This is a genomic window from Kitasatospora sp. NPDC056273 (assembly GCF_042268845.1).
Taxonomy (GTDB): Bacteria; Actinomycetota; Actinomycetes; order Streptomycetales; family Streptomycetaceae; genus Kitasatospora.
This window is the reverse complement of sequence record NZ_JBHJSJ010000044.1, coordinates 30147-51582: the sequence shown is the minus strand read 5'-3', so window position 1 is coordinate 51582 and position 21436 is coordinate 30147. Positions and strand designations below refer to the sequence as shown.

The window sequence follows — 21436 nt, the reverse complement described above, 5'->3', positions numbered from 1 at the left end:
CACCCGCACACCCGTGCACCCGCACACCCGTACGTCCGTCCACCGCTGACCCGTCAGGAGCCCGCCCATGGCGCTCGGCAACCTCTCCGAGGCGTTCACCAGCCTGATGTTCGGCAAGGTGGAGACCACCCGTCTGCCGGTGCGCACCTCCACCGGCCAGGCGCAGGCCGTCTACCTGCCGACCGCCGCGCCGGGGCTGGGCGACTCCGGGGTGATCATCGGGCGTGAGGTGTACAGCGGCAAGGGGTACGTCTACGACCCCTTCCAGCTGTACGGGCAGCAGCTGCCCGCGCCGCACTGGCTGGTGCTCGGCGAGTCCGGCAACGGCAAGTCGGCGCTGGAGAAGACGTACGTGCTGCGGCAGCTGAGGTTCCGCGACCGCCAGGTCGTGGTGCTGGACGCGCAGGGCGAGGACGGCGTGGGCGAGTGGAACCTGATCGCCAACGCGCTGGGCATAAAGCCGGTCCGGCTGGACCCGATGGCGGCCCGGGACGGCGGGGTGAAGCTCAACCCGCTGGACCCGGCGATCACCCAGAACGGCCAGCTGTCGCTGCTGCGCACGATCGTCGAGGTGGCGATGGGGCGCGGGCTGGAGGAGCGGGCCGGCTTCGCGCTGAAGGCCGCGCACGCCCACGTGGTGGCCTCGGTGAAGGACCGCCAGCCGGTGCTGGACGACATCATCGACACCCTGCGCAACCCCGAACTGTCCTCGGTGGAGTCGCTGGGCGTGGCGGTGGGCGAGGTGCAGTCCTGGGGCCTGGACGTGGCGCTGGTGCTGGACCGGCTGGTCGACGGCGACCTGCGGGGCATGTTCGACGGGTCGACGACCGACGGCATCGACCTGGACGCGCCGCTGATCGTCTTCGACCTCTCGCACATCGACCGCAACTCGATCGCGATGCCGATCCTGATGGCGATCGTCGGGGTGTGGCTGGAGCACACCTGGATCCGGCCGGACCGGAAGAAGCGCATCTTCCTGGTCGAGGAGGCCTGGCACATCATCAACAGCCCCTTCGTGGCCCAGCTGTTCCAGCGGCTGCTGAAGTTCGGCCGCCGGCTCGGCCTGTCCTTCGTCGCGGTCGTCCACCACCTGTCCGACGTGGTGGACGGCGCGGCGGCCAAGGAGGCCTCGGCGATCCTGAAGATGGCCTCGACCCGGACGATCTACATGCAGAAGGCCGAGGAGGCGCGGGCCACCGGCCGGGTGCTGGGCCTGCCGCGCTGGGCGGTGGAGATCATCCCGACCCTGTCGCCGGGCATCGCGGTCTGGGACGTCAACAGCAACGTCCAGGTGGTCAAACACATCATCACCGAGGCGGAGCGCCCGCTGGTCTACACCGACCGCGCGATGACCGAGGACGCGGTGGCCGAACGGGTGCGCGCGGACCAGAAGTTGGCGGCCGAGCCGGGGGTCTGAGGGGCCTTCTCCGCAGGCTCCGCACCCGGCGGACGGTGACGGTTCGTCCGGAGGTAATCCTCTCGTTACGTTCCACGTCCTGACAGCTACGCGCGTTGACCCTAGGCTTCGCAGTCGCAGCACATGTCACACGCCCGAACGCCGCCGCTGTCCGCAGCCGGTGCTCCCTCCAAGGTGCAGGGGAACCCTTCATGCTCACCGTCAGATCCCGACGGACGGCGCTCGCCGTCGTCGCCGCCGCTGGTCTGCTCGGCACGGTCGTCGTGCCGACGGCCGCCCAGGCCGCCGACGCCAAGCGCCACAAGACCGTCAACCTCCAGCTGCTGGCGATCAACGACTTCCACGGCAACCTGGAGCCTCCGGCCGGTTCGTCCGGCACGATCAAGGAGATCGACCCGGCCACCGGCAAGGAGGTCGCCACCCCGGCCGGCGGCATCGAGTACCTGGCCACCGAGCTGCGCAAGGCGCGCATCCCGGCCGACGACTCGATCACCGTCGCGGCCGGCGACATCATCGGCGCCAGCCCGCTGACCTCGGCGCTCTTCCACGACGAGCCGACCATCGAGGCGATGGACAAGCTCGGCCTGGACGTCACCTCCGTGGGCAACCACGAGTTCGACGAGGGCGCGCAGGAGCTGCGTCGCATGCAGGACGGCGGCTGCCACCCGACCGACGGCTGCTACGAGCCCGGCCGCACCTTCAAGGGCGCCAACTTCAACTACCTGTCGGCCAACGTCACCGACGAGAAGACCGGCAAGCCGCTGCTGGCGCCCTACTGGGTGACCAAGTCCCAGGGCGTGAAGGTCGGCTTCATCGGCGTCACCCTGGAGGGCACGCCGAACATCGTGACCGCCGAGGGCGTCAAGGGCCTGAAGTTCGCCAACGAGGTCACCACGATCAACAAGTACGCCGCCGAGCTCAAGGCCAAGGGCGTCAACTCGATCGTCGCGCTGATCCACGAGGGCGGCTACCCGGCCAGCGGCGTCTACAACTACGACTGCGGCGCGGCCGGTCAGGGTATCTCCGGCCCGATCGTCGACATCGCCAAGAAGATCGACCCGGCGGTCGGCGCCATCGTCACCGGCCACACCCACAACGCGTACGCCTGCAGCATCCCCGACCCCAACGGCGTCCCGCGCTCGGTGACCAGTGCCGCCTCCTTCGGCCGGCTCTTCACCGAGATCGACATGAAGCTGGACAAGACCACCGGCGAGATCGTGCGCCCCTCGGTCAAGGCCGAGAACCACGTGGTGCGCCGCACGGTCGAGAAGGCGTCGGACATGACGGCGCTGGTCGACCACTACTCCAAGCTGGCCGCCCCGATCGCCAACCGTCCGGTCGGCTACGTCGCCTCGGACATCAACGGCCGCGGCAGCAGCGACCTGGAGAAGCCGCTCGGTGACGTGATCGCCGACTCGCAGCTCGCCGGGCTGGCCCCGGCCGACAAGGGCGGCGCGCAGGTCGCCTTCATGAACCCCGGCGGCATCCGCTCCGACCTGGTCTACAAGGCCTCCGGCGGCGAGGGCGACGGCGTGGTGACCTACGGCGAGGCGTTCACCGTCCAGCCGTTCACCAACATGATGCAGGTCAAGACGCTGACCGGGGCCCAGCTGATCCAGCTGCTCCAGCAGCAGGTGAGCGGTTCCAACGCGGCCGCGCCGAAGGTCCTCCAGGTGTCCTCGAACCTGCACTACACCCTGGACATGCGCAAGACCGGTGCGGACCGGGTGGTCGTGGACTCGGTGCGGCTGAACGGCGCACCGGTCGACCCGGCGGCCACTTACCGGGTCGCGGCCAACGAGTTCCTGGCCGGCGGCGGCGACGGCTTCCCGGCCTTCGCGGCCGGCACCGACAAGCTGGTCGGCGCCTCGGACCTGGACGTCTTCGTGGCCTACCTGAGCGCCCACAGCACGGCGGCCTCGCCGCTCCAGGCCCCGGCGCAGGACCGGATCAAGGTCATCGGCCCGGGCAGCGACATCGACTGACCGTGAGCCGGCTCCGGGGCGTGTGCCCTGGGACGGGGGCGGGTGGGGCGCTGTCGGGGCGCCCCACCCGCCCCTTTCGTCATTCCGTCATTCCGTCATTCCGGGGCGGGGCCGCCGGGCAGGCGGACGGTGGCCAGCGCGCCCGGACCGCCGTCCGCGGCCGGGCCGAGGGTGACCTCGCCACCCGCCTCCCGGACGCTCTGCGCGACGATCGACAGCCCGAGGCCGGAGCCGGGCAGCTGGCGCGAGGAGGGCGAGCGCCAGAACCGGTCGAAGACGTACTGGAGCTCGTCCGGCGGGATGCCGGGGCCGTGGTCGCGGACGGTCAGCACGCCCCGGTGCAGCCGGACGTCGATGGTGCCGCCGGGCGGGCTGTACTTGACCGCGTTGTCCAGCAGGTTGATCACCGCCCGTTCCAGCCCGGCCGCGTCGCCGTGCACGTACCAGGGCTCGGTGTCGGTCTCGAAGACCAGCCCCGGGCCGCGCAGCTTGGCCCGTTCGACGGCCCGTCCGGCGAGCTCGTGCAGGGCGACCACGGTGGGGGCCGGGCCGCTCTTCGGGGTGTCCGGGCGGGAGAGCTGGAGCAGGTCGCCGATCAGCACGGTGAGCTCCTGCATCTGCGCCTTCATGTTGCCGAGCAGCTTGGTCTTGGTGGCGGCGGGCAGCGGGCGGCCGGTGTCGTTGCTGCGGATCAGCAGGTCGACGTTGGTGCGCAGGGAGGTCAGCGGGGTGCGGAGCTCGTGCCCGGCGTCGGCTATCAGCCGGGTCTGCCGCTCGCGGGAGTTGGCGAGGGCGGTGCTCATCGAGTTGAACGACGTGGAGAGGCGGGCGATCTCGTCGTGTCCGTTGACCGGGATGGTGGTGCCCACCTCCTCGGTCCGGGCGATGTGCTCGACGGCGTCGGTGAGCTGGTCGACGGGCTTGAGGGAGGAGCGGGCGACCAGCCGGCCGGCGATGGCGGCGAGCAGGATGCCGCCGGCGGAGACGGAGCCGAGGAGGATGGCGAGGCCCTGGAGGGAGTCCTCGACGGGCTGGGTGGAGGTGGCCACCATCAGCAGGGCCGGCCCCGACGCGGAGTGGGCCAGCGAGATCCGGACGACCGCCGGGGTCCCGTCGGTGAAACGGCCGTCGCGGATGATCGACTGGCCGTTCTTGAGCCTGAACCCGGCTGCGTCACCGGGCTGGACCACGATCGCCTTGGTCGCGTTCGGGGGCAGGCAGACGCCCGTCGGGTTGGCCACCACGAACTGGGTGTCCCGGGCCACTGCGATGCTGTTCTCCGAGGTGGTGCTCGTAGGCTGGTTCGCCAGAGCCTGTTCTGCGGTCGGGTAACAGAGGAGCAGGGGTACTCGGGCCGCCGATGGCACGGTCGCGTTGGCCAGGTCGGTCCGCACCTGGTCGTAGAGCTGCTTCTCCACGATGAACCAGCACGCCAGCGCCGACAGCGCGATCGCCACCGCCACCGCCGCCGCGCTCAGGAAGGTGAGGCGGCTGCGCAGCGAGCGGGAGCGGAACCAGTGGAGGAGGCGCTGTCGGCGGCGGGGCGTGCGGGGCGGTGCCAGCGGGGGTGCCAGCGGTGGGGGCGGGACGTGGTTCACGCGCTCGTGCCGGCGGCCGGGCGCAGGGCGTAGCCGACGCCGCGTACGGTCTGGATCAGGCGGGGCATGCCGCCCTGCTCGGTCTTGCGGCGCAGGTACATCACGTACACGTCGAGGGAGTTGGAGGAGGGCTCGAAGTCGAAGCCCCAGACCGCCTTGAGGATCTGTTCGCGGGTGAGGACCTGGCGGGGGTGGGCGAGGAACATCTCCAGCAGCATGAACTCGGTGCGGGTGAGCTCGATCGGCTTGCCGGCCCGGGTGACCTCGCGGGTGGCGGTGTTCATCCGCAGGTCGGCGAAGGCGAGCACCTCGCTCTCGTCCTCGACGGCGGCGCGGGCGGCGGCCTCGGCGGCGAGGGCGTTGCGGCGCAGCAGGGCGCGGACGCGGGCGAGCAGTTCGTCGAGCTCGAAGGGCTTGGCGAGGTAGTCGTCGGCGCCGACGTCGAGGCCGGTGACGCGGTCGCCGACGGCGTCGCGGGCGGTCAGCATCAGCACCGGGACGGTGTCGCCGCGCGAGCGCATCCGGCGGACGGCGGTGAGGCCGTCCATCCGGGGCATCATGATGTCCAGCAGGACGAGGTCGGGCCGGTCGCGTTCGACGGATTCCAGGGCTTCGTAGCCGTCGGTGGCGGTGGCGACCTCGTACCCCTCGAAGGCGAGGCTGCTCTCCAGGGCGTCCCGGAGGGCGGGTTCGTCGTCGACCACGAGGAGCCGGGCGAAGGGGTGGCCGGCCTCGGCGGTGGTGCGGTCGTCGGCGGACGGGGTCATGGGCGGGTGCCCTTTCTCGTCGGGTGGAGGGCCTGCTGGGAGCAATTGTCCGTCTCAGGGAGCGGTGCTCACAGGTTCTGGCCGGCTTCGAGCTTCGGCAGGACCTGCTTGATGTCGTTGATCGGGATGGCGAAGCCGAGGCCGACGCTGCCGGCCGAGCCGCCGGAGGAGCCGGAGCCGCCGGGCGCGTACATCGCCGAGTTGATGGCGATGACCTGGCCGTTGGCGTTGATGAGCGGGCCGCCGGAGTTGCCGGGGTTGAGCGCGGCGTCGGTCTGGAAGGCCTTGTAGGTGGTGGTGCTGCCGCTGTCGGACTGCGGGGCGGTGCCGCGCAGGCCGGGCACGCCGGGCAGGTAGGGGAGGCCGAAGCCGCCGTTGTTGCTGGTGCTGCCCTCGTCGAGCTGGACGGTGACGTCGCGGTTCTCGGCGCTGATGATGCCGGAGGTGACGGTGCCGGTGAGGCCGTCGGGGTTGCCGATGGCGACGACCGGGTCGCCGATGGCCACGGTGGAGGAGTCGCCGAGGACGGCGGGGGTGAGGTTCTTCGCGCCGGTGGCGGTGATCACGGCGACGTCGAGGGCCTTGTCGGTGCCGGTGACGGTGGCCTGGGCGGTGGAGCCGTCCTTGAAGGTGACGGTGATCCGGCCGCCGGCGGACGCGGTGTCGATCACGTGGTAGTTGGTGAGGATCTGCCCGTCGGTGTTCAGGACGACGCCGGTGCCGGTGGCGGTGCCGTTGCCGGTCTTGACGGTGATCTCGACGGTGCTGGGCGAGACGGCGGCGGCGACGGCGGCCACGTCGGCGGTGCCGTCGGAGCGGGCGGAGACCGGGCTGGCGATGGTGCCGACGCGGTTCTCGGAGCCCTGGTGGTCGGCGGCGACCAGGCCGCCGGTGACCCCGCCGAGGACGGCCGCGACCGCGGCGACGGCGGTGACCAGGGCGAGCCGGCCGCGCAGCAGTCCGCGCCGGGCCCGGCCGCCGTGGTGGCCGGGGCCCTCGGGGGAGCCCGGTCCGAGGATCGTGGGCGGCTCGGGCGGGATCGGCGGGGGCGGCGGCGGGGCGTCGAAGCCGCCGTCGGAGTGGTCCTCGCGGTAGCTGTACCCGGGCCCGTACCCGTCCGCGCCGGTGGTGCCGGAGCCGCCGGCGGCCGGGCCGCTGCCGAGCACGGTGCCCTCGATCACCCGGGGCTCCTGGGCCTCGTACTGCCCGTGGGCCTGGTACTGGCCGTGCTGCCCGTACCGGCCGTGGGCCTGGTAGGGGTCGTACTGCTCGTGGGGCTCGTACGGGCCGTACTGCTCGCTGGGGTGCTGCTGCTTCTCGCTCATGTCGACCAAGCTCGGCCCGGTGCATGAGGAGTGGATGAGAACCGGCTCAGAACGGGGAGAGAAGCCCGTTGGGTTCTCATAAAGCCTGGTCAGCCCGCCTGCCGAGCGGAACCGGCCGTTCCGGTACGGGCCCGCCGCTCCGGTCCGGGCCGGCTACTCCGCTACGGACCGGCCGGGGGCGTCGCCGCCGCAGCCGCAGGAACGGCGGATGACCAGCCGGGACGGGAAGGTGCGGACCCGCTCGGTGTCCGAGCCGGGCACCATCAGCGAGTCGTCCAGCACCAGGTCCACGGCGGCCCGGGCCATCGCGTCGCGGTCGGAGGCGACGGTGGTCAGCGGCGGGTCGGCGAGCGCGGCCTCCGGCACGTCGTCGAAGCCGGCCACCGCGAGGTCCTCCGGGACCCGCAGGCCGACCTCGCGGGCGGCCCGCAGCACGCCGATCGCCTGGTCGTCGGTGGAGCAGAAGATCGCCCGCGGCCGGTCCGGCGAGCGGAGCACGCCGAGCGCGACGTCGTAGGCGCCGTAGCGGTGGAAGGGCGCGTCGATCAGGTGCGGCTCGGTGGGGACGCCGTGCGCGTCCATGGCGCGCTGCCACCCCTCGACGTGGTCGATGACCGGGTCGCCGGGGGCGGGGGACTCGACCGGGCCGCCGAAGCAGGCCACGTACGGGTGCCCGTGCACCTCCAGCAGGTGGCGCACGATCGCCTCGGCGCCCGCCACGTCGTCGGTGACCACCGCGACGTCGTCGATCGCCTCGGGCCGGCGGTGCAGCAGCACGACCTTGGCGCCCTCCATCGCGGCGAACTCCTCGGCGGCGCGCTGCGAGGGGCCCTGGCTGACGAGGATCAGGCCGGAGACGCGCATCCCGAGGAAGGCGCGGACGTAGTGCACCTCGCGGTCGTCCACGTAGTCGGAGTTGCCGATCAGCACGAGCTTGCCGCGCTCGGAGGCGGCCCGTTCCACGGCGTGCGCCATCTCGGCGAAGAAGGGCTGGCGGGCGTCCGGGACGACCATGCCGATCAGGTTGGTGCGCCGGGAGGCCATCGCCTGGGCGACGCTGTTCGGCCGGTAGCCGAGCTGGTCGATCGCCGCGAGGACCTTCTCCCGGGTCGCGGGTGCGACCGGGCGCGGACCGTTGTTGATGACGTAGCTGACGACCGCGGTCGAGGTACCAGCCAGCCGGGCTACATCGTCGCGCGTCACTTTGGCCACGGGGGGAGTCTACGCGTGTGGCCTCCGGGGCGGCAGGGGGAGCTGGGGCCTTGTTCGGCAGGCCGGCGGGCGGCTCCGGGAGGAACCGGACAAGCCGGGCGGGGGACGGCCCGCCCGGCCGGTCCTCAGGCGTCCAGGGGGGTGGCGGGGCGCTGGGCGAGCTCCGGCCGTTCGCCCTTCTCGGGCTTCTCCGGGACGACGAAGCGGTAGCCGACGTTGCGCACCGTGCCGATCAGCTGCTCGTGCTCCACGCCGAGCTTGGCGCGCAGCCGCCGGACGTGCACGTCCACCGTCCGGGTGCCGCCGAAGTAGTCGTAGCCCCAGACCTCCTGCAGCAGCTGCGCCCGGGTGAAGACCCGGCCGGGGTGCTGCGCGAGGTACTTGATCAGCTCGAACTCCTTGAAGGTGAGGTCGAGCGCCCGGCCCTTGAGCTTGGCGGAGTAGGTCGCCTCGTCGACCGAGAGGTCGCCGTTGCGGATCTCCATCGGGCTGTCGTCGGTGACGACCTGGAGGCGGCCGAGCGCGAGCCGCAGCCGGGCCTCGACCTCGGCCGGGCCCGCGGTGTCCAGCAGGACGTCGTCGATGCCCCACTCGGCGGTGACGGCGGCCAGGCCGCCCTCGGTGACCACCAGGATCAGCGGGCAGCCGATGCCGGTGGACCGCAGCAGCTGGCAGAGGCTGCGGATCTGCGGCAGGTCCCGCCGGCCGTCGACCAGGATGACGTCCGCGCTGGGCGTGTCCACCAGGGCCGAGCCCTCGGCGGGGGCCACCCGGACGTTGTGCAGCAGCAGTCCGAGGGCGGGCAGCACTTCGGCGGACGGTTGCAGCGCATTGGTGAGGAGGAGGAGAGAACTCATACCCGGTGGTCCCCTTTCCGGGTCGTCGCGGTCGCGTGACGGCTGCCGCCACAGCCGGATGGCGCACGTGCTGAGGGGGAGGGGAGGACGACGGCCGGTCGCGGCGGACCGGGGGAGCGGACGGCGTGCGGGGCGCGACGGCGGGTCCGCCGGGGGTCCCGCAACCCCGGGCGCACCGTTTCTGCCCTGTTCCTCACCGCGAACCCTCCGGTCTGGTCCGGCGCCGGGTGGCGGCCCGGTGCCGGGTGGCGATGCCCCGGCCGGCCGGGGCACGTCGTTGTGCCGCGCCGGCCGGGAGGTCCCTGCTGCGCGCCGGGGGTGGGCCGACGAATCGCAAGAACGTCCGTACCGGCGTCCTGGAAGCACAAAAGGACCCGGGGGCGACTCTGCCCGGATCCCTCTTGGTGGTCGAGGATAGCCGACCGCCCCCTCCGCCGGGAGTGCCGGAATCCGGCGGTTCGCCCAATTCGGGCGTGCGCCGGGTGAGGCTGGACACAGCTTCGAGCGCCGGTCCGGCGCTGGTCCGGCGCCTCCGGGTGGCGGTCCGGTGCGAGGCCGGTGCGTACTCCGTGCCGGTCCGGCCAGGGCGATTGCCGCTCGTGGTGGCCGACACGCCATCATGGGGGGCGCACATCGGAGGCGCTGTTCGGGTCCATCGTTCGGGTGGTCGGGCGGCCGTCGCGGTGGCGAGCCGGACCGGGGTACCGGAGCCGGGCGAGGACGACGAGAAGGGGTGGCCCGATGGGCGCGACCACCGAGCCCGCGAGCGGCGCCCGGGTGCGCGGGACGATCCGCTACTGGGCGGCGGCGAAGTCTGAGGCCGGGCTGGCCGAGGAGCCGTACGAGGCGGCGACCCTGGCGGAGGCGCTGGCGGCGGCCAGGGCGCGGCACGCCGACCGGCCGAAGCTCGTCCAGCTGCTCGGGCACTGCTCGTACCTGGTCGACGGGGCCCAGGTGGGCGGCCGCGACCACGCGACCGTCGCCCTGACCGAGGGCGGGACGGTCGAGGTCCTCCCGCCGTTCGCGGGAGGCTGAGCGGCGTGACGGACATGAACAACCCGAACCACCCGAACCACGGCGGCCACGGCGAGTGGCCGCAGCAGCCCCACCAGCCGTACCCGCCCCAGGGACAGCAGCCGTACCCGCAGCAGCAGCCGTACGTCCCGCCGCAGCAGCCCGGCCACCAGTCGCCGTACGGCTACCCGGTGGACGACGCGGCGGCGACCGCGGTGCTGCCGGCGGTGCCCGCGTTCGACGACGCGGCCGCGACCACTCTGCTGCCGCCGGTGCCGGCGGTGAGCGACGCCGAGGCGACGGCGCTGCTGCCGCCGGTGGTGGTGTCCGGTCCGCTGTCGGGCGCGCCCCGGCAGCAGGGTCACCAGCCGTACCAGCCGCAGGGTCACCAGCCGCAGCAGGCCCACCAGCCGTACCAGCCGCCGCAGGTCCCGCAGGCCCAGCAGGTCCCGCAGCCGCCGCAGGCCCCGCAGCCGCGGCAGCGGCGGCGGCCGCCGGAGCAGCCGGTGCAGCCCCAGCCGGATCCGACGATCCAGCTGCAGCTCCCCCGGCCGCCGGGGCCGCGGGCCCGGCACGCGGCCCCGGCGCCGCAGCAGGCCCCCGCGCAGCAGGCGGCGGAGGCCTTCGACCCGCCGACCATGACGCTCAAGCGCCCGGTGGCCCCCGGCCCGCTGGGCGCCCCCGCCGCGCCGCCGTACGGGGCCGTCCCGCCGCAGGCGGCGCCGCCCGCCGGTCCGCGCGGCCGGACCGGCTCACCGATCATCGACCCGGGCCTGCAGCCGGCCCTGATCACCGCCGCCGTGGCCGCGCTGCTGGCCGGCGGTGCCGCGCTCGGGCAGGTCGCGCTGGCCCTGGTGGTCGCGCCGCTCCAGCTGCTGACGGCGGCCGGCTGGTTCCGGCTGAACGGCATGTGGCCGGCCCGGCAGGGCATCCTGCTCGCCGCGCTGGCGGGCCTGACGGCGGACGTGGCGGTGCTGCTGGCGGACTCCGACGGTGGCGTGGCGGCCGTGGTGGGCACCCTGGGCGGGTTCTTCCTGCTCGTCCTGGTGCTGCAGACGTTCCGCCCGTCGGACCCGAAGGAGCGGTTCTACGCGCTGACCGTGCTCGGCTCGGCCACCGTGGTGACGGTGCTGTGCACCGCGCTGCTGCTGGCCGACTGGGTGCCGGCCGCGGTGGGCGCGGTGGCGCTGGCCACCCTGCTGGCCGCGGCGCCGCTGCCCGGGCCGAAGCAGCTGGGCCCGGTGCTGGGCCTGGCCGCGGCGGTGCTGCTGGGCCTGCTGGTCGGGGCCCCGCCGGCGCTCGGTGCGCTGGCCGGGCTGGGTGCGCTGGTCGGCCGTCGGGTCGCGGCGTACGACTTCCCGTCCCGCTTCGTGCACATGACGGCGGGCGTGGCGCTGCCGCTGGCGGTGGCCGCGCCGCTGGCCTGGATCGCCACGGAGCTGCTGGCCTGAGCCACCCGTACCCACCCGTCCAGGCCTGTTCAGGTCGAATTCCCGCCCCGGAACCATGTTCCGGGGCGGGACGTCGTACGGTCGTGCGAGGGCGGACGTGTCCTGCGTCCGCCACGGAACGGTGAACGACCCACTGCGAACGACCACAGCGACGAACGACCACAGCGACCGGCGACGACGGGGGACACGATGCGCGGATGGCTGAAGGCCACGATCGGCTTGGCGGTGCTCTCCGGCCTGCTGCTGGGTGCGGACCGGATCGCGGTGGGCGTGGCCGAGGACGAGGCCGCCGACCGGATCGTGAAGAGCGGGCGGATGAGCCAGCGCCCGGACGTCTCGATCGAGGGCTTCCCGTTCCTCACCCAGGTGCTGTCGATGAAGCTGGACGACGTCCGGATCTCCTCCGACGGCCTGGCCGTCGGCGACGGCAGCCACCAGGTGGCGCTGCACTCGTTCAAGGCGCGGCTCGCCGGCGTCAAGGTCAGCGACAGCATGAGCAGTGCCACGGTGGACAGCGGCACCGGCAGCGGGGTGATCTCCTACCCGGACCTCGCGCAGCTGCTGCCGCCCGCCTCCCAGCTGCTGCACGGCGCCAAGCTGCCGGTGGGCGGCAACTCCCGGCTGAGCCTGGCCTACGCCGGTCCGGGCAAGGTCAAGGCCTCGCTGGGTCCGATCGAGATCGGCGAGGGCAGCGTGCGCAACAAGGGGAACACCGTCACGGTGGACGGCTTCCGGCTGAGCTCGCTGGCGGGGCTGGTGGCCGGCGCGACCAACCAGCAGCTGGAGCCGATGAGCTTCACCCTGGACTCGCTGCCGGCCGGGCTGAAGCTGGCCGACAAGGAGGGCGGGGGCGGCGGTGTGACGCCGCTGCCGGAGGGCCTCCAGCTGACCTTCGACGGCAAGGACGTCAAGCTCCTGGGCTGATCCAGGCCCGTGCGCGGCCCGTCCCCGGCCCGTCCTCGGGGCCCGCCCACGGCTGTGCCGAATCGTTCCGCTCCGCGAGACGCGCTGTCCAGCGCGGGCCGTGGAGCGGTGTCGTTCGCGCCCCGCGCACGCCCTCCGGGGGCCGCCGGCCGGGCCCGGACAGGCCGGACCGGGGGCAAATCCCATCATCCGGTCGTTCTGATCCCACTATTCGATACGCTGATGACAGCGGGCCTCCGGTGTCCCTAGCATCGTCGGCATGAAGCGACAGACGGACCTCACGAAGCGGCGGGCGGTAGACCTGTGCCGCGTGGCCGCCTGTCTGTGTCGAATGCGCTGATTCGGCGCCCCGGCAGGGCAGTTGACGCCCGCCGCCGATCTTTCCGGCGACCGCGCCCGGCCCCCCGGGCCGGCGGTCGCCGAGGTACTCCGCAGTCTCCTGCCCGGCCGCACCGGCCCACCCCCTTGTCCCGCTATTCGGACAGGGTTTCGGACCGCACCCTCCCGGGCACCCTGCAGCACCCTCCTGAGCAGCACCTTCCGCACAACCGCCCTCGGATGGAGAACCCACCATGAGCCGCAGCGACGTCCTGGTCGACGCCGACTGGGTCCAGGCCCACCTGGACGACCCGAAGGTCGTCATCGTCGAGGTCGACGAGGACACCTCCGCGTACGAGAAGAACCACATCCGCAACGCCGTCCGGATCGACTGGAAGCAGGACCTCCAGGACCCGGTCCGCCGCGACTTCATCGACCAGGCCGGCTTCGAGGCCCTGCTGAGCGCCAAGGGCATCGCCAACGACCAGACCGTCGTGCTGTACGGCGGCAACAACAACTGGTTCGCCTCGTACGCCTACTGGTACTTCAAGCTGTACGGCCACGGCGACGTCCGCCTGCTGGACGGCGGCCGCAAGAAGTGGGAGCTGGACTCCCGCGACCTGGTCGCCGAGGTGCCGGCCCGCCCGGCCACCGAGTACACGGCGCAGGCCGCCGACGCCTCGATCCGCGCCTTCCGCGACGACGTGATCGCCGCCATCGGCACCCTGAACCTGGTCGACGTCCGCTCGCCCGACGAGTTCTCCGGCAAGCTGCTCGCCCCGGCGCACCTCCCGCAGGAGCAGTCGCAGCGCCCCGGCCACGTGCCGAGCGCCCGCAACATCCCGTGGGCCAAGAACGCCAACGACGACGGCACCTTCAAGAGCGACGACGAGCTCAAGGCGCTGTACGAGGCCGAGGGCATCGACCTGGCGAAGGACACCATCGCCTACTGCCGCATCGGCGAGCGCTCCGCGCTCACCTGGTTCGTGCTGCACGAGCTGCTCGGCCAGGAGAACGTCAAGAACTACGACGGCTCGTGGACCGAGTACGGCAGCCTGGTCGGCGTGCCGATCGAGCTCGGCAGCAACTGAGCCCCCGGCTCGACCCGTAAGTCAGAAGGAGACAGACATGTGCGGTGCGAAGGCCGGCGGCCCGGACCTGGCAGGAGTTGACGTGGCGAACGAGACGATCATCCAGGGTTCGGTGACCCGCGACGGAGAGCCGGTCAACGGCTACGTGCGGCTGCTGGACGAGGGCGGCGAGTTCACGGCCGAGGTGCCCACCTCGGCGACCGGCCAGTTCCGGTTCTTCGCCCGCCCGGGCAAGTGGACCCTGCGCGCGCTGGTGCCGGGCCAGACCGTGGACCGTCAGGTGGTGGCCTCCCAGGGCACCGCCGTCGAGGTCGCGATCGCGGTCTGACCGGAGCCGGGACGATCCCGGACCAGACTCCGAGGGCCCCTGCCGAGCAGGGGCCCTCGGTCGTACCGTGGAGGGGTGCAGGCAAGGCGGCGGCGTCGCTACTACTTCGCCATGATGGGCGTGTGTCTGGGCCTGTTCGTCATGGCCTGGGGCGTGGTGCGGTTCTTCTCGGTCGGCGCGGCGATCGGCATGTGCGTGGTCGCGATGGTCATCCCGCCGGCCGCCGCGGTGTTCGCCAACAAGCGCGACCCGGACGACGACTGGTGGAACGACCCGCGCTGGGACGACCCGAAGTGGGACGAGCCCGGCCACGACCGGGACCGCCCCGACCACGAGGAACGCCCGTAGGCGTCAATGTGCGAGGTGCCTCAGTACACGAGCGCCTGGACGTTGTCCGACATGATCTCGCTGACGAAGACCTGGGCGCCCGCGATGCGGACACCCTCGACGGTGTCCTGCTGCGTGATCCCGCGCCGGGCCGCGCACTGGGTGCACAGCGTCACCGAGCCGGCTGCCAGGATCGACTCCAGCAGGTCCGGCAGCGGCGCCGCGTGCGGCAGTTCGAACTCCGCGGCCCGGCCCGGCAGCGCGAACCAGGAGGACTCCCCGGTCAGCCAGAGCGAGACCTCGATCCCGCTGGCGACGGCCACCGCCGCCACCGTGAACGCCTGCGAGCACCGCTCCGGCGCGTCCGCCCCTGCGGTGACCTTGATGACCAGTTTCTTCGCCATGGCGCCACCTTAGAGGTGCCGGCGCCCCCGCCGTCCGGCATCCCCGGAAGCCTTGGGCAAAGCTTGAGCAGCCGCAGGAGGACGGCGCGAACGGCGACGTGGTGGGGCTCACCGCGACCCTCCGGAACCCGGCGGATAGAGTGAGCCGAGCACAATCCACCACACTGTCGCCGCCTGGGAGCCACCCGTGTCCGGTCTGGAAATCTTCTTCGACGGTCTGCTGGCCCTCATGGCCGTGCTGATCACCTGGTTCGCCATCTTCTCGGTGATGAAGCTGTACCAGGGCCAGCGCTGAGACTGCCGTACGGTTGAGGCAGTCCCACACCGACGAGAACAGCGACCAGGAACATGATCGAGATCCCTTCTGACCTCCACAGGGACGTCGTCCCGCTCGCCTTCCTCCTCGGCACCTGGGAGGGCGCGGGCGTCTACGACTTCCCGGGCGCGGAGAAGTGCAACTTCGGCCAGGAGATCGTGATCCGCCACGACGGCCGCCCCTTCCTGGAGTTCCGCTCCCGGACCTGGGTGCTGGACAGCGAGGGCGAGAAGGTCCGTCCGCTGGAGAACGAGCACGCGTTCTGGCGCATCACCAGCAACCACGACGGCACCAGCGGTGTCCGGGGGATCGAGATCTCCTCCGTCCGCGACGACGGCACGGTCGAGATCTGGTACGGCGAGCTGGCCGACGGCAAGCCCCAGGTCGACGTCTCCACCGACGCGGTCGCCCGGATCGAGGGCTCCCCGGAGTACTCGGGCGGCAAGCGGCTGTACGGCTTCGTCAACGGCGAGCTGCTCTGGGTCGGCGAGAAGGCCGCCCCGAGCGTGCCGCTGCGCCCGTACATGTCCGCCCAGCTGAAGAAGGTGCTCAGCCCGGCCCAGCTGATCAAGGACATCAACGACCTGCCGGACGACGGCATCGCCTTCTTCAAGTAGGCCGATCGCGCGACCGGCACTTCCGTGCACGAGGTAGGGACCGGCCCCCGGCCGGTCCCTACACTTGCTCCAGGACCCCCGACCATTGGCAGGGACGAGTACCGTGGCGGACACCGGCACCACCGACTGGCAGCTCTCCGGCGATTGGAAGGCCGACCTGCGCGAACGCGGGTACCGGCTCACCCCGCAGCGGCAGCTCGTGCTGGAGGCCGTCGACGAGCTCGACCACGCCACCCCCGACGACATCCTCTGCCACGTCCGCCGGACCGCCAGCGGCGTCAACATCTCCACCGTCTACCGGACCCTGGAGCTGCTGGAGGAGCTGGGCCTGGTCTCGCACGCCCACCTCGGCCACGGCGCCCCGACCTACCACCTGGCCGGCCGCCACCACCACCTGCACCTGGTCTGCCGGGACTGCGACAAGGTCACCGAGACCGGCACCGAGATCGCCCAGCCGCTGATCGACAGCCTGCGCGAGCGGCACGGCTTCGACACCGACCTCAAGCACTTCGCCATCTTCGGCCGCTGCGCCGACTGCACCGCCAAGCTCGTCGGGGACCAGCCGTAAGCTGGCCGGTATGACCGGTGTGAAGAGCCCGCTGCTTTCCCTGCCCGGAGCCGTCCCCGCCGAGGGGGCCGACGAGGGCGTCGCCGCCCACTACGGCGACATCTTCCGCGAGCAACGCAGGCTGTCGCAGGGCGTCGGCTTCGTCGACCTCTCGCACCGCGGCGTGGTCACCGTGACCGGCGCGGACCGGCTCTCCTGGCTGCACCTGCTGCTCACCCAGCACGTCAGCGAGCTGCCGCCGCAGCAGGCCGCCGAGGCGCTGGTGCTCTCCCCGAACGGGCACGTCGAGCACGCGCTCTACCTGGTGGACGACGGCACCACCACCTGGGCGCACGTCGAGCCGGGCACCCAGGAGGCGCTGGTCGCCTACCTGGAGGGCATGAAGTTCTTCTACCGGGTGGAGGTCGCCGACGCGACCGCCGAGTACGCCGTGGTCCACCTGCCGGCCGGCTCCACCGCCTCCGTCGAGGGCGCCGCGGCCGTCCGCGAACTCCCGTACGGGCGCGACCTGTTCGTGCCGCGCGCCGAGCTGGAGCGGCTCACCGCCGGGTACGGCCCGGCGGCCGGGGTCTGGGCGTACGAGGCGCTGCGGATCGAGGGCCACCGGCCCCGGCTGGGCTTCGAGACCGACCACCGGACCATCCCGCACGAGGTGGACTGGCTGCGCACCGCCGTCCACCTGCAGAAGGGCTGCTACCGCGGCCAGGAGACCGTCGCCCGGGTGCACAACCTGGGCCGCCCGCCGCGCCGGCTGGTCTTCCTGCACCTGGACGGCACCGAGGAGACGCTGCCCCCGCACGGCACCGAGGTGCGGCTGGCCACCGACCCGGACGGGCGGGCGCTGGGCTTCGTGACCTCCTCGGCCCGGCACCACGAGCTGGGGCCGATCGCGCTGGCGATCGTCAAGCGGAACGTCCCGGTGGACGCCGTGCTGCTGGCCGGCACGGTGCCGGGCACCCAGGACGTGATCGTCCCGCAGTAGGGCCCTCCAGGGCCGCGCCGGGGCCGCGCCGGGGCCGCTCGGCGCCCCGGCCGGGCCCGGTGGGGCCCCGGCGGGGTCAGACCTCGACGAGGACGGTGAACGGGCCGTCGTTCACCAGCGCCACCCGCATGTCGGCGCCGAACCGGCCCGTCTCCACCTTGGCGCCCAGCGCGCGCAGCTGCGCCACCACCTCGTCCACCAGCGGCTCGGCGACCGGGCCGGGGGCGGCGGCGTTCCAGGTGGGGCGGCGGCCCTTGCGGGCGTCGCCGTAGAGCGTGAACTGGCTGATCACCAGCAGCGGGGCGCCGAGGTCCGAGCAGCTCTGCTCGACGCCCTCGTCGTTCGCGGGCAGCAGCCGCAGCGTCCAGAGTTTGCGGGCCAGTTGGGCGGCCTTGGCGGGGGTGTCGTCGTGGGTGGCGCCGACCAGGACGCAGAGCCCGGGCCCCTCGATCGCGCCGACGGTCTCACCGGCCACGGTCACCCGGGCCTCGGTCACTCGCTGCACCACTGCTCGCATGCCGCCATTGTGCCGGAGCGCCGTACGGCCCCCGGAGGACCCCCGGGTGCTTTCCGCGCGGCCCGCGCCCGGCGCGTCCGCCTCCCCTCCGCGCCCGCGCATCCGCCGTGCCCCCGGCTCAGCGCCGCGCCCTTCCCGGCCGTTCCGCCCGGCCGCCCCTCCGGTCGGCCCCGTCCCTCCGCCCTCGCGGCCTCCCCAGGGCGCACACCAGGGGCGCGCGTGAAGGCCGTGCACGCCCTGGGGTGCGCGCCTGCGCGGAATCGGGCGCCACTCTTCCTGGGGAAAGGGCTGGTCATATCAGCCACCCCCGTTCGCCAGGGGGCCGTTCGGGTGCACGGGCGGTGCGCGTGCGCCGGGTGGGGTGGCACGCTGGTGGACCGTACGAGGGGTCCGGGGCGCCAGGAGGTCCGCCGCGCCGGACCCGGGTTCGGCCGGGCGGTCGAGCCGGTAGGTCAGGCGTCTGGCGGTGCCGCCCCGGTGGGCGTCACGGCCGGGGACCGGAGCCTCCGGGGGTTCCCGGCGGGCCGGTGGACGGGACGCGCGGCCCGTCGGGGGACGGGTCGGACCGGCGGCAGCGACGGGGTGCCGCGAGCGGGCGGGATCGGACGACGTCAGGTGGTTGGGTGATGGACGCGAGCAGCGTGGCGCGGGACCGGTCCGGGTCGGTGGTGCGGGCCCCCGGGGGCCCGGACGGTCCGGCGGCGGGCACGGAGGACGAGCCCGACCTGGAGGGGCTGGGCCTGGAGCAGCTGCGGGTGCTGCGCCGGGAGACCCTGGAGCAGGAGGCCGACCTGTCCTACCTGCGGCGGCTGCTGCACGGGCGGATGGACATCCTGCGCGCCGAACTCGACCGGCGGCCCGGCACGGGCCCGGTCCGTACGGCCGACCCGTCCGGCCCCGCCCCGGCCCCCGGCGACCTGCTGGACCGGCTGCCGGCCATCCTGACCGACGCGCCCTCCACCGTGCGGCGCTCGGCCCGGCACGTCACCCTCGGGCCGCCGCGCACCCGGGAGTCCCGGCTGGAGGCGGACGCGCTGATGGGCGACGTCCAGCTCGCCGACCTGGCGGCGCACCCGGCCGAGGAGCTGCTGGCCGCCCTGGAGCGGCTGCGGGCGTACGAGCGGGAGGTGTCCGGACGGCGCCAGCGGCTGCTGCGCACGGCCGACGGTTGCAACGCCGAGATCACCCGCAGGTACCGTGATGGGGAAGCACGGGTCGACGACCTGCTCGCACGGGGGCCGCTCTGACCGGGTGGGTCGCCGCGGGCGGGTGAGGCCCGGCTCGCTCCCGGCCCACCCTCGCCCCGGAAGGCTCACACCGCCATGTCCCTGCCCGCCCCCGCGCCCGTTCTCGCCGAGGTCATACGCTCCGGCTTCGTCGAGGGCCGCCACCGCGGCTCCCTGGTGCTGCTCGCGGCCGACGGCTCGGTCGAGTTCGCGCTCGGCGACCCGGACGCCCCGGTCTTCCCGCGGTCGACCGCCAAGCCGTTCCAGGCGGTGGCCACGCTGCGGGCCGGGCTGGCGATCGAGGGTGAGCTGCTGGCGCTGGCGGCCTCCAGCCACTCCGCGGAATCGTTTCACCTCGATGGCGTGCGGAGCATCCTCGGCTCCGCCGGGCTCGACGAGTCGGCCCTGCGCACCCCGGCCGACCTGCCGCTGGACGAGACCGAGGCGGAGCTGCTGCTCGCCGCCGGCGGCGGGCGCGCCCCGATCCTGATGGACTGCTCCGGCAAGCACGCCGGCTGGCTGGCCGCCTGCACGGCCAACGGCTGGGACACCGAGAGCTACCTCGACCCGGCCCACCCGATCCAGCGGCTGGCCCGCGAGGCCCTGGAGGAGGCCACCGGCGAGACCGCCGCCCACGCCGGGGTGGACGGCTGCGGCGCGCCGCTGCTGGCCGTGTCGCTGACCGGCCTGGCCCGCGGCTACCGCGGCCTGCTGCTGGCCGCCGAGGGCAGCGAGCCGCGCCGCGTCGCCGACGCGATGCGCGCCCACCCCGAGTACGTGGCCGGCACCCGCCGGGCCGACACCTGGCTGATGCGGGCGGTGCCGGGCGCGCTGTCCAAGATGGGCGCCGAGGCCGTCCAGGTGGTCGCGCTGCCGGACGGCCGGGCGCTGGCCTTCAAGATCGAGGACGGCGCCGAGCGGGCCCGCGGCCCGGTGCTGGCGGCCGCGCTGCGCCGGCTCGGGGTGACCGGGGCGGACGGGACCGTCGAGCGGATCGGCGCGGCCCCGCTGCTCGGCGGCGGCGTGCCGGTCGGCGAGGTGCGGGCGGCGTTCTAGGACCAGCCCGCGGCGTCGGAGGCCACCCGTCGGGGTGCGGGCGGACCCGGGTCGGTGCACGGTGGACCGGGGGCGTCCGTACAGCTGAGGGAGTCCGCCATGACCGACCATGTGTACCGGGTGACCGAGATCGTCGGGTCCTCGGCCGAGAGCGTCGACGCCGCGATCCGCAACGGGGTGGAGCGGGCCTCCCGGACGCTGCGCAACCTCGACTGGTTCGAGGTCTCGCAGGTCCGGGGCCACCTGGAGGACGGCCGGATCAAGCACTACCAGGTGTGCATCAAGGTCGGCTTCCGGCTGGAGGACTGAGCGCCGGCGAAGCGCTCAGCGCTCCGGCAGCACCAGCGGCACCCCGGTGCGCGGGTGCGCCAGCACCTCGACGGGGTGCCCGTACACCTCGCTGAGCAGCGGCGCCCGCAGCACCTCGGCGACCGGCCCGTCCGCGACCGTCGCCCCGCCCGTCAGCAGGACCACCCGGTCCGCGTAGGCCGCCGCCAGGGACAGGTCGTGCAGCACCACGACCACCCCGTCCCCGGCCGCGGCCCGGGCCCGGGCGACCCGCAGCACCAGCTCCTGGTGGCGCAGGTCGAGGGCGGCGGTCGGCTCGTCCAGCAGGAGCAGCGGGGTGCGCTGGGCCAGCACCCGGGCCAGCGCCACCCGGGCCCGCTCGCCGCCGGACAGGGCGGTGAACGGGCGCCCGGCGAAGGCGGTGGACTCGGTGGCCGCCATCGCCTCGGCCACGGCCGCCGCGTCCTCGGCGGCCGCCGCCGTGCCCGCCCACGGCGCGCGGCCCATCCGGACCACCTCGCCGGCCGGGAACGGGAAGGACAGTGCGGCGGACTGCGGCAACAGGGCGCGGTGCAGGGCGAGTTCGGCGGCGCCGTAGTCGGCCGGCGGGCGGCCGCGCAGGGCGACCGACCCGCCGTCCGGCCGGACGTCGCCGGCCAGTACGGACAGCAGGGTGGACTTGCCGGCGCCGTTCGGCCCGAGCAGCGCGACCAGTTCGCCGGCCGCGACCCGGACGGCGGCGCCGTCCAGCAGAGGGCGCCCGCCGAGGCTCAGCCGGACGCCCTCGGCGGCGAGCAACTCGCTTCCGGGCTCCGGTCGTTCGGGGATCTCCCGGTGGCGTCGCAGTC

The 21436-nt window shown here is 73.5% G+C and carries 23 protein-coding genes; 15 read left to right on the top strand and 8 right to left on the bottom strand.

What is annotated here, in order from left to right:
* Positions 1–67: 67 nt before the first annotated feature.
* Both ACFCY1_RS30480 and ACFCY1_RS30475 read left to right on the top strand, forming a co-directional pair.
* Entirely contained in the window at positions 68–1417 is a 1350-nt protein-coding gene (locus tag ACFCY1_RS30480) for an ATP-binding protein (protein WP_049654291.1), read from the top strand.
* Positions 1418–1608: 191 nt separating this feature from the next.
* Complete coding sequence (locus tag ACFCY1_RS30475; RefSeq protein ID WP_375876670.1) at positions 1609–3402, top strand: bifunctional metallophosphatase/5'-nucleotidase; 1794 nt, start codon at positions 1609–1611, stop codon at positions 3400–3402.
* 95 nt (positions 3403–3497) lie between these two features.
* Here the strand turns inward: ACFCY1_RS30475 and ACFCY1_RS30470 are convergent, their stop codons facing one another.
* The 5 genes from ACFCY1_RS30470 to ACFCY1_RS30450 form a co-directional block, all read right to left on the bottom strand.
* The gene (locus ACFCY1_RS30470; protein WP_375876669.1) at positions 3498–5000 is read right to left on the bottom strand and encodes an ATP-binding protein; all 1503 of its coding nucleotides are present in this window, start codon (positions 4998–5000) and stop codon (positions 3498–3500) included.
* Entirely contained in the window at positions 4997–5767 is a 771-nt protein-coding gene (locus tag ACFCY1_RS30465) for a response regulator transcription factor (RefSeq protein ID WP_074006426.1), read from the bottom strand. Before ACFCY1_RS30465 ends, ACFCY1_RS30470 begins: the two co-directional genes overlap by 4 nt.
* A 68-nt stretch (positions 5768–5835) precedes the next feature.
* A complete protein-coding gene (locus ACFCY1_RS30460; protein WP_375876668.1) occupies positions 5836–7092 on the bottom strand; it encodes a S1C family serine protease in 1257 nt (418 codons plus the stop codon).
* Positions 7093–7245: 153 nt separating this feature from the next.
* Entirely contained in the window at positions 7246–8304 is a 1059-nt protein-coding gene (locus ACFCY1_RS30455) for a LacI family DNA-binding transcriptional regulator (RefSeq protein ID WP_049659714.1), read from the bottom strand.
* Positions 8305–8429: 125 nt separating this feature from the next.
* The gene (locus ACFCY1_RS30450; RefSeq protein ID WP_074006427.1) at positions 8430–9161 is read right to left on the bottom strand and encodes a response regulator transcription factor; all 732 of its coding nucleotides are present in this window, start codon (positions 9159–9161) and stop codon (positions 8430–8432) included.
* A gap of 741 nt (positions 9162–9902) precedes the next feature.
* Here ACFCY1_RS30450 and ACFCY1_RS30445 point away from each other — a divergent pair.
* From ACFCY1_RS30445 to ACFCY1_RS30415, 7 genes are all read left to right on the top strand, one after another.
* The gene (locus tag ACFCY1_RS30445; protein WP_049659718.1) at positions 9903–10196 is read left to right on the top strand and encodes a MoaD/ThiS family protein; all 294 of its coding nucleotides are present in this window, start codon (positions 9903–9905) and stop codon (positions 10194–10196) included.
* A gap of 5 nt (positions 10197–10201) precedes the next feature.
* Positions 10202–11626: a hypothetical protein gene (locus ACFCY1_RS30440; protein ID WP_375876667.1), complete on the top strand. Its 1425-nt coding sequence runs from the start codon at positions 10202–10204 to the stop codon at positions 11624–11626.
* 189 nt (positions 11627–11815) lie between these two features.
* Entirely contained in the window at positions 11816–12550 is a 735-nt protein-coding gene (locus ACFCY1_RS30435; RefSeq protein WP_049656250.1) for a DUF2993 domain-containing protein, read from the top strand.
* 259 nt (positions 12551–12809) lie between these two features.
* The gene (locus ACFCY1_RS30430) at positions 12810–12890 is read left to right on the top strand and encodes an Ms5788A family Cys-rich leader peptide (RefSeq protein ID WP_350517234.1); all 81 of its coding nucleotides are present in this window, start codon (positions 12810–12812) and stop codon (positions 12888–12890) included.
* 232 nt (positions 12891–13122) lie between these two features.
* A complete protein-coding gene (locus ACFCY1_RS30425; RefSeq protein WP_049656251.1) occupies positions 13123–13959 on the top strand; it encodes a sulfurtransferase in 837 nt (278 codons plus the stop codon).
* 37 nt (positions 13960–13996) lie between these two features.
* Positions 13997–14287: a DUF1416 domain-containing protein gene (locus ACFCY1_RS30420; protein ID WP_030059605.1), complete on the top strand. Its 291-nt coding sequence runs from the start codon at positions 13997–13999 to the stop codon at positions 14285–14287.
* Positions 14288–14362: 75 nt separating this feature from the next.
* Positions 14363–14635: a DUF3099 domain-containing protein gene (locus ACFCY1_RS30415; RefSeq protein WP_082346012.1), complete on the top strand. Its 273-nt coding sequence runs from the start codon at positions 14363–14365 to the stop codon at positions 14633–14635.
* A gap of 20 nt (positions 14636–14655) precedes the next feature.
* On the opposite strand, the gene ACFCY1_RS30410 is transcribed toward ACFCY1_RS30415, so the two are convergent.
* The gene (locus ACFCY1_RS30410) at positions 14656–15018 is read right to left on the bottom strand and encodes a DsrE family protein (protein WP_049656255.1); all 363 of its coding nucleotides are present in this window, start codon (positions 15016–15018) and stop codon (positions 14656–14658) included.
* A gap of 348 nt (positions 15019–15366) precedes the next feature.
* Here ACFCY1_RS30410 and ACFCY1_RS30405 point away from each other — a divergent pair, with 348 nt between their 5' ends.
* The 3 genes from ACFCY1_RS30405 to ACFCY1_RS30395 all read left to right on the top strand — a co-directional run bounded on the left by ACFCY1_RS30405 (position 15367) and on the right by ACFCY1_RS30395 (position 17501).
* Complete coding sequence (locus ACFCY1_RS30405; protein ID WP_049656257.1) at positions 15367–15951, top strand: FABP family protein; 585 nt, start codon at positions 15367–15369, stop codon at positions 15949–15951.
* Between the two features lie 103 nt (positions 15952–16054).
* Positions 16055–16519 (top strand): Fur family transcriptional regulator, encoded by a 465-nt coding sequence (locus ACFCY1_RS30400; protein WP_049656259.1) that lies wholly within the window; start codon positions 16055–16057, stop codon positions 16517–16519.
* Between the two features lie 19 nt (positions 16520–16538).
* On the top strand, positions 16539–17501 hold the full coding sequence (locus ACFCY1_RS30395) for a folate-binding protein YgfZ (RefSeq protein WP_117491889.1): 963 nt from the start codon (positions 16539–16541) through the stop codon (positions 17499–17501).
* A 76-nt stretch (positions 17502–17577) separates the two neighbouring features.
* Here ACFCY1_RS30395 and dtd read toward each other — a convergent pair whose 3' ends face one another.
* Positions 17578–18018 carry a D-aminoacyl-tRNA deacylase gene (gene dtd, locus ACFCY1_RS30390; RefSeq protein WP_049656260.1) on the bottom strand — a complete coding sequence of 147 codons (441 nt, stop codon included), beginning with the start codon at positions 18016–18018 and terminating at the stop codon, positions 17578–17580.
* Positions 18019–18644: 626 nt separating this feature from the next.
* On the opposite strand from dtd, the gene ACFCY1_RS30385 reads away from it, so the two are divergent.
* From ACFCY1_RS30385 to ACFCY1_RS30375, 3 genes are all read left to right on the top strand, one after another.
* Positions 18645–19265: an ABC transporter substrate-binding protein gene (locus ACFCY1_RS30385; protein ID WP_375876666.1), complete on the top strand. Its 621-nt coding sequence runs from the start codon at positions 18645–18647 to the stop codon at positions 19263–19265.
* Between the two features lie 75 nt (positions 19266–19340).
* Positions 19341–20300, top strand: a complete 960-nt coding sequence (locus ACFCY1_RS30380; RefSeq protein ID WP_375876665.1) for an asparaginase — start codon at positions 19341–19343, stop codon at positions 20298–20300.
* Positions 20301–20399: 99 nt separating this feature from the next.
* Positions 20400–20609 (top strand): dodecin, encoded by a 210-nt coding sequence (locus tag ACFCY1_RS30375; RefSeq protein ID WP_049661518.1) that lies wholly within the window; start codon positions 20400–20402, stop codon positions 20607–20609.
* A gap of 15 nt (positions 20610–20624) precedes the next feature.
* Here ACFCY1_RS30375 and ACFCY1_RS30370 read toward each other — a convergent pair whose 3' ends face one another.
* Positions 20625–21434 (bottom strand): heme ABC transporter ATP-binding protein, encoded by an 810-nt coding sequence (locus ACFCY1_RS30370; RefSeq protein WP_375876678.1) that lies wholly within the window; start codon positions 21432–21434, stop codon positions 20625–20627.
* Positions 21435–21436: the final 2 nt, after the last annotated feature.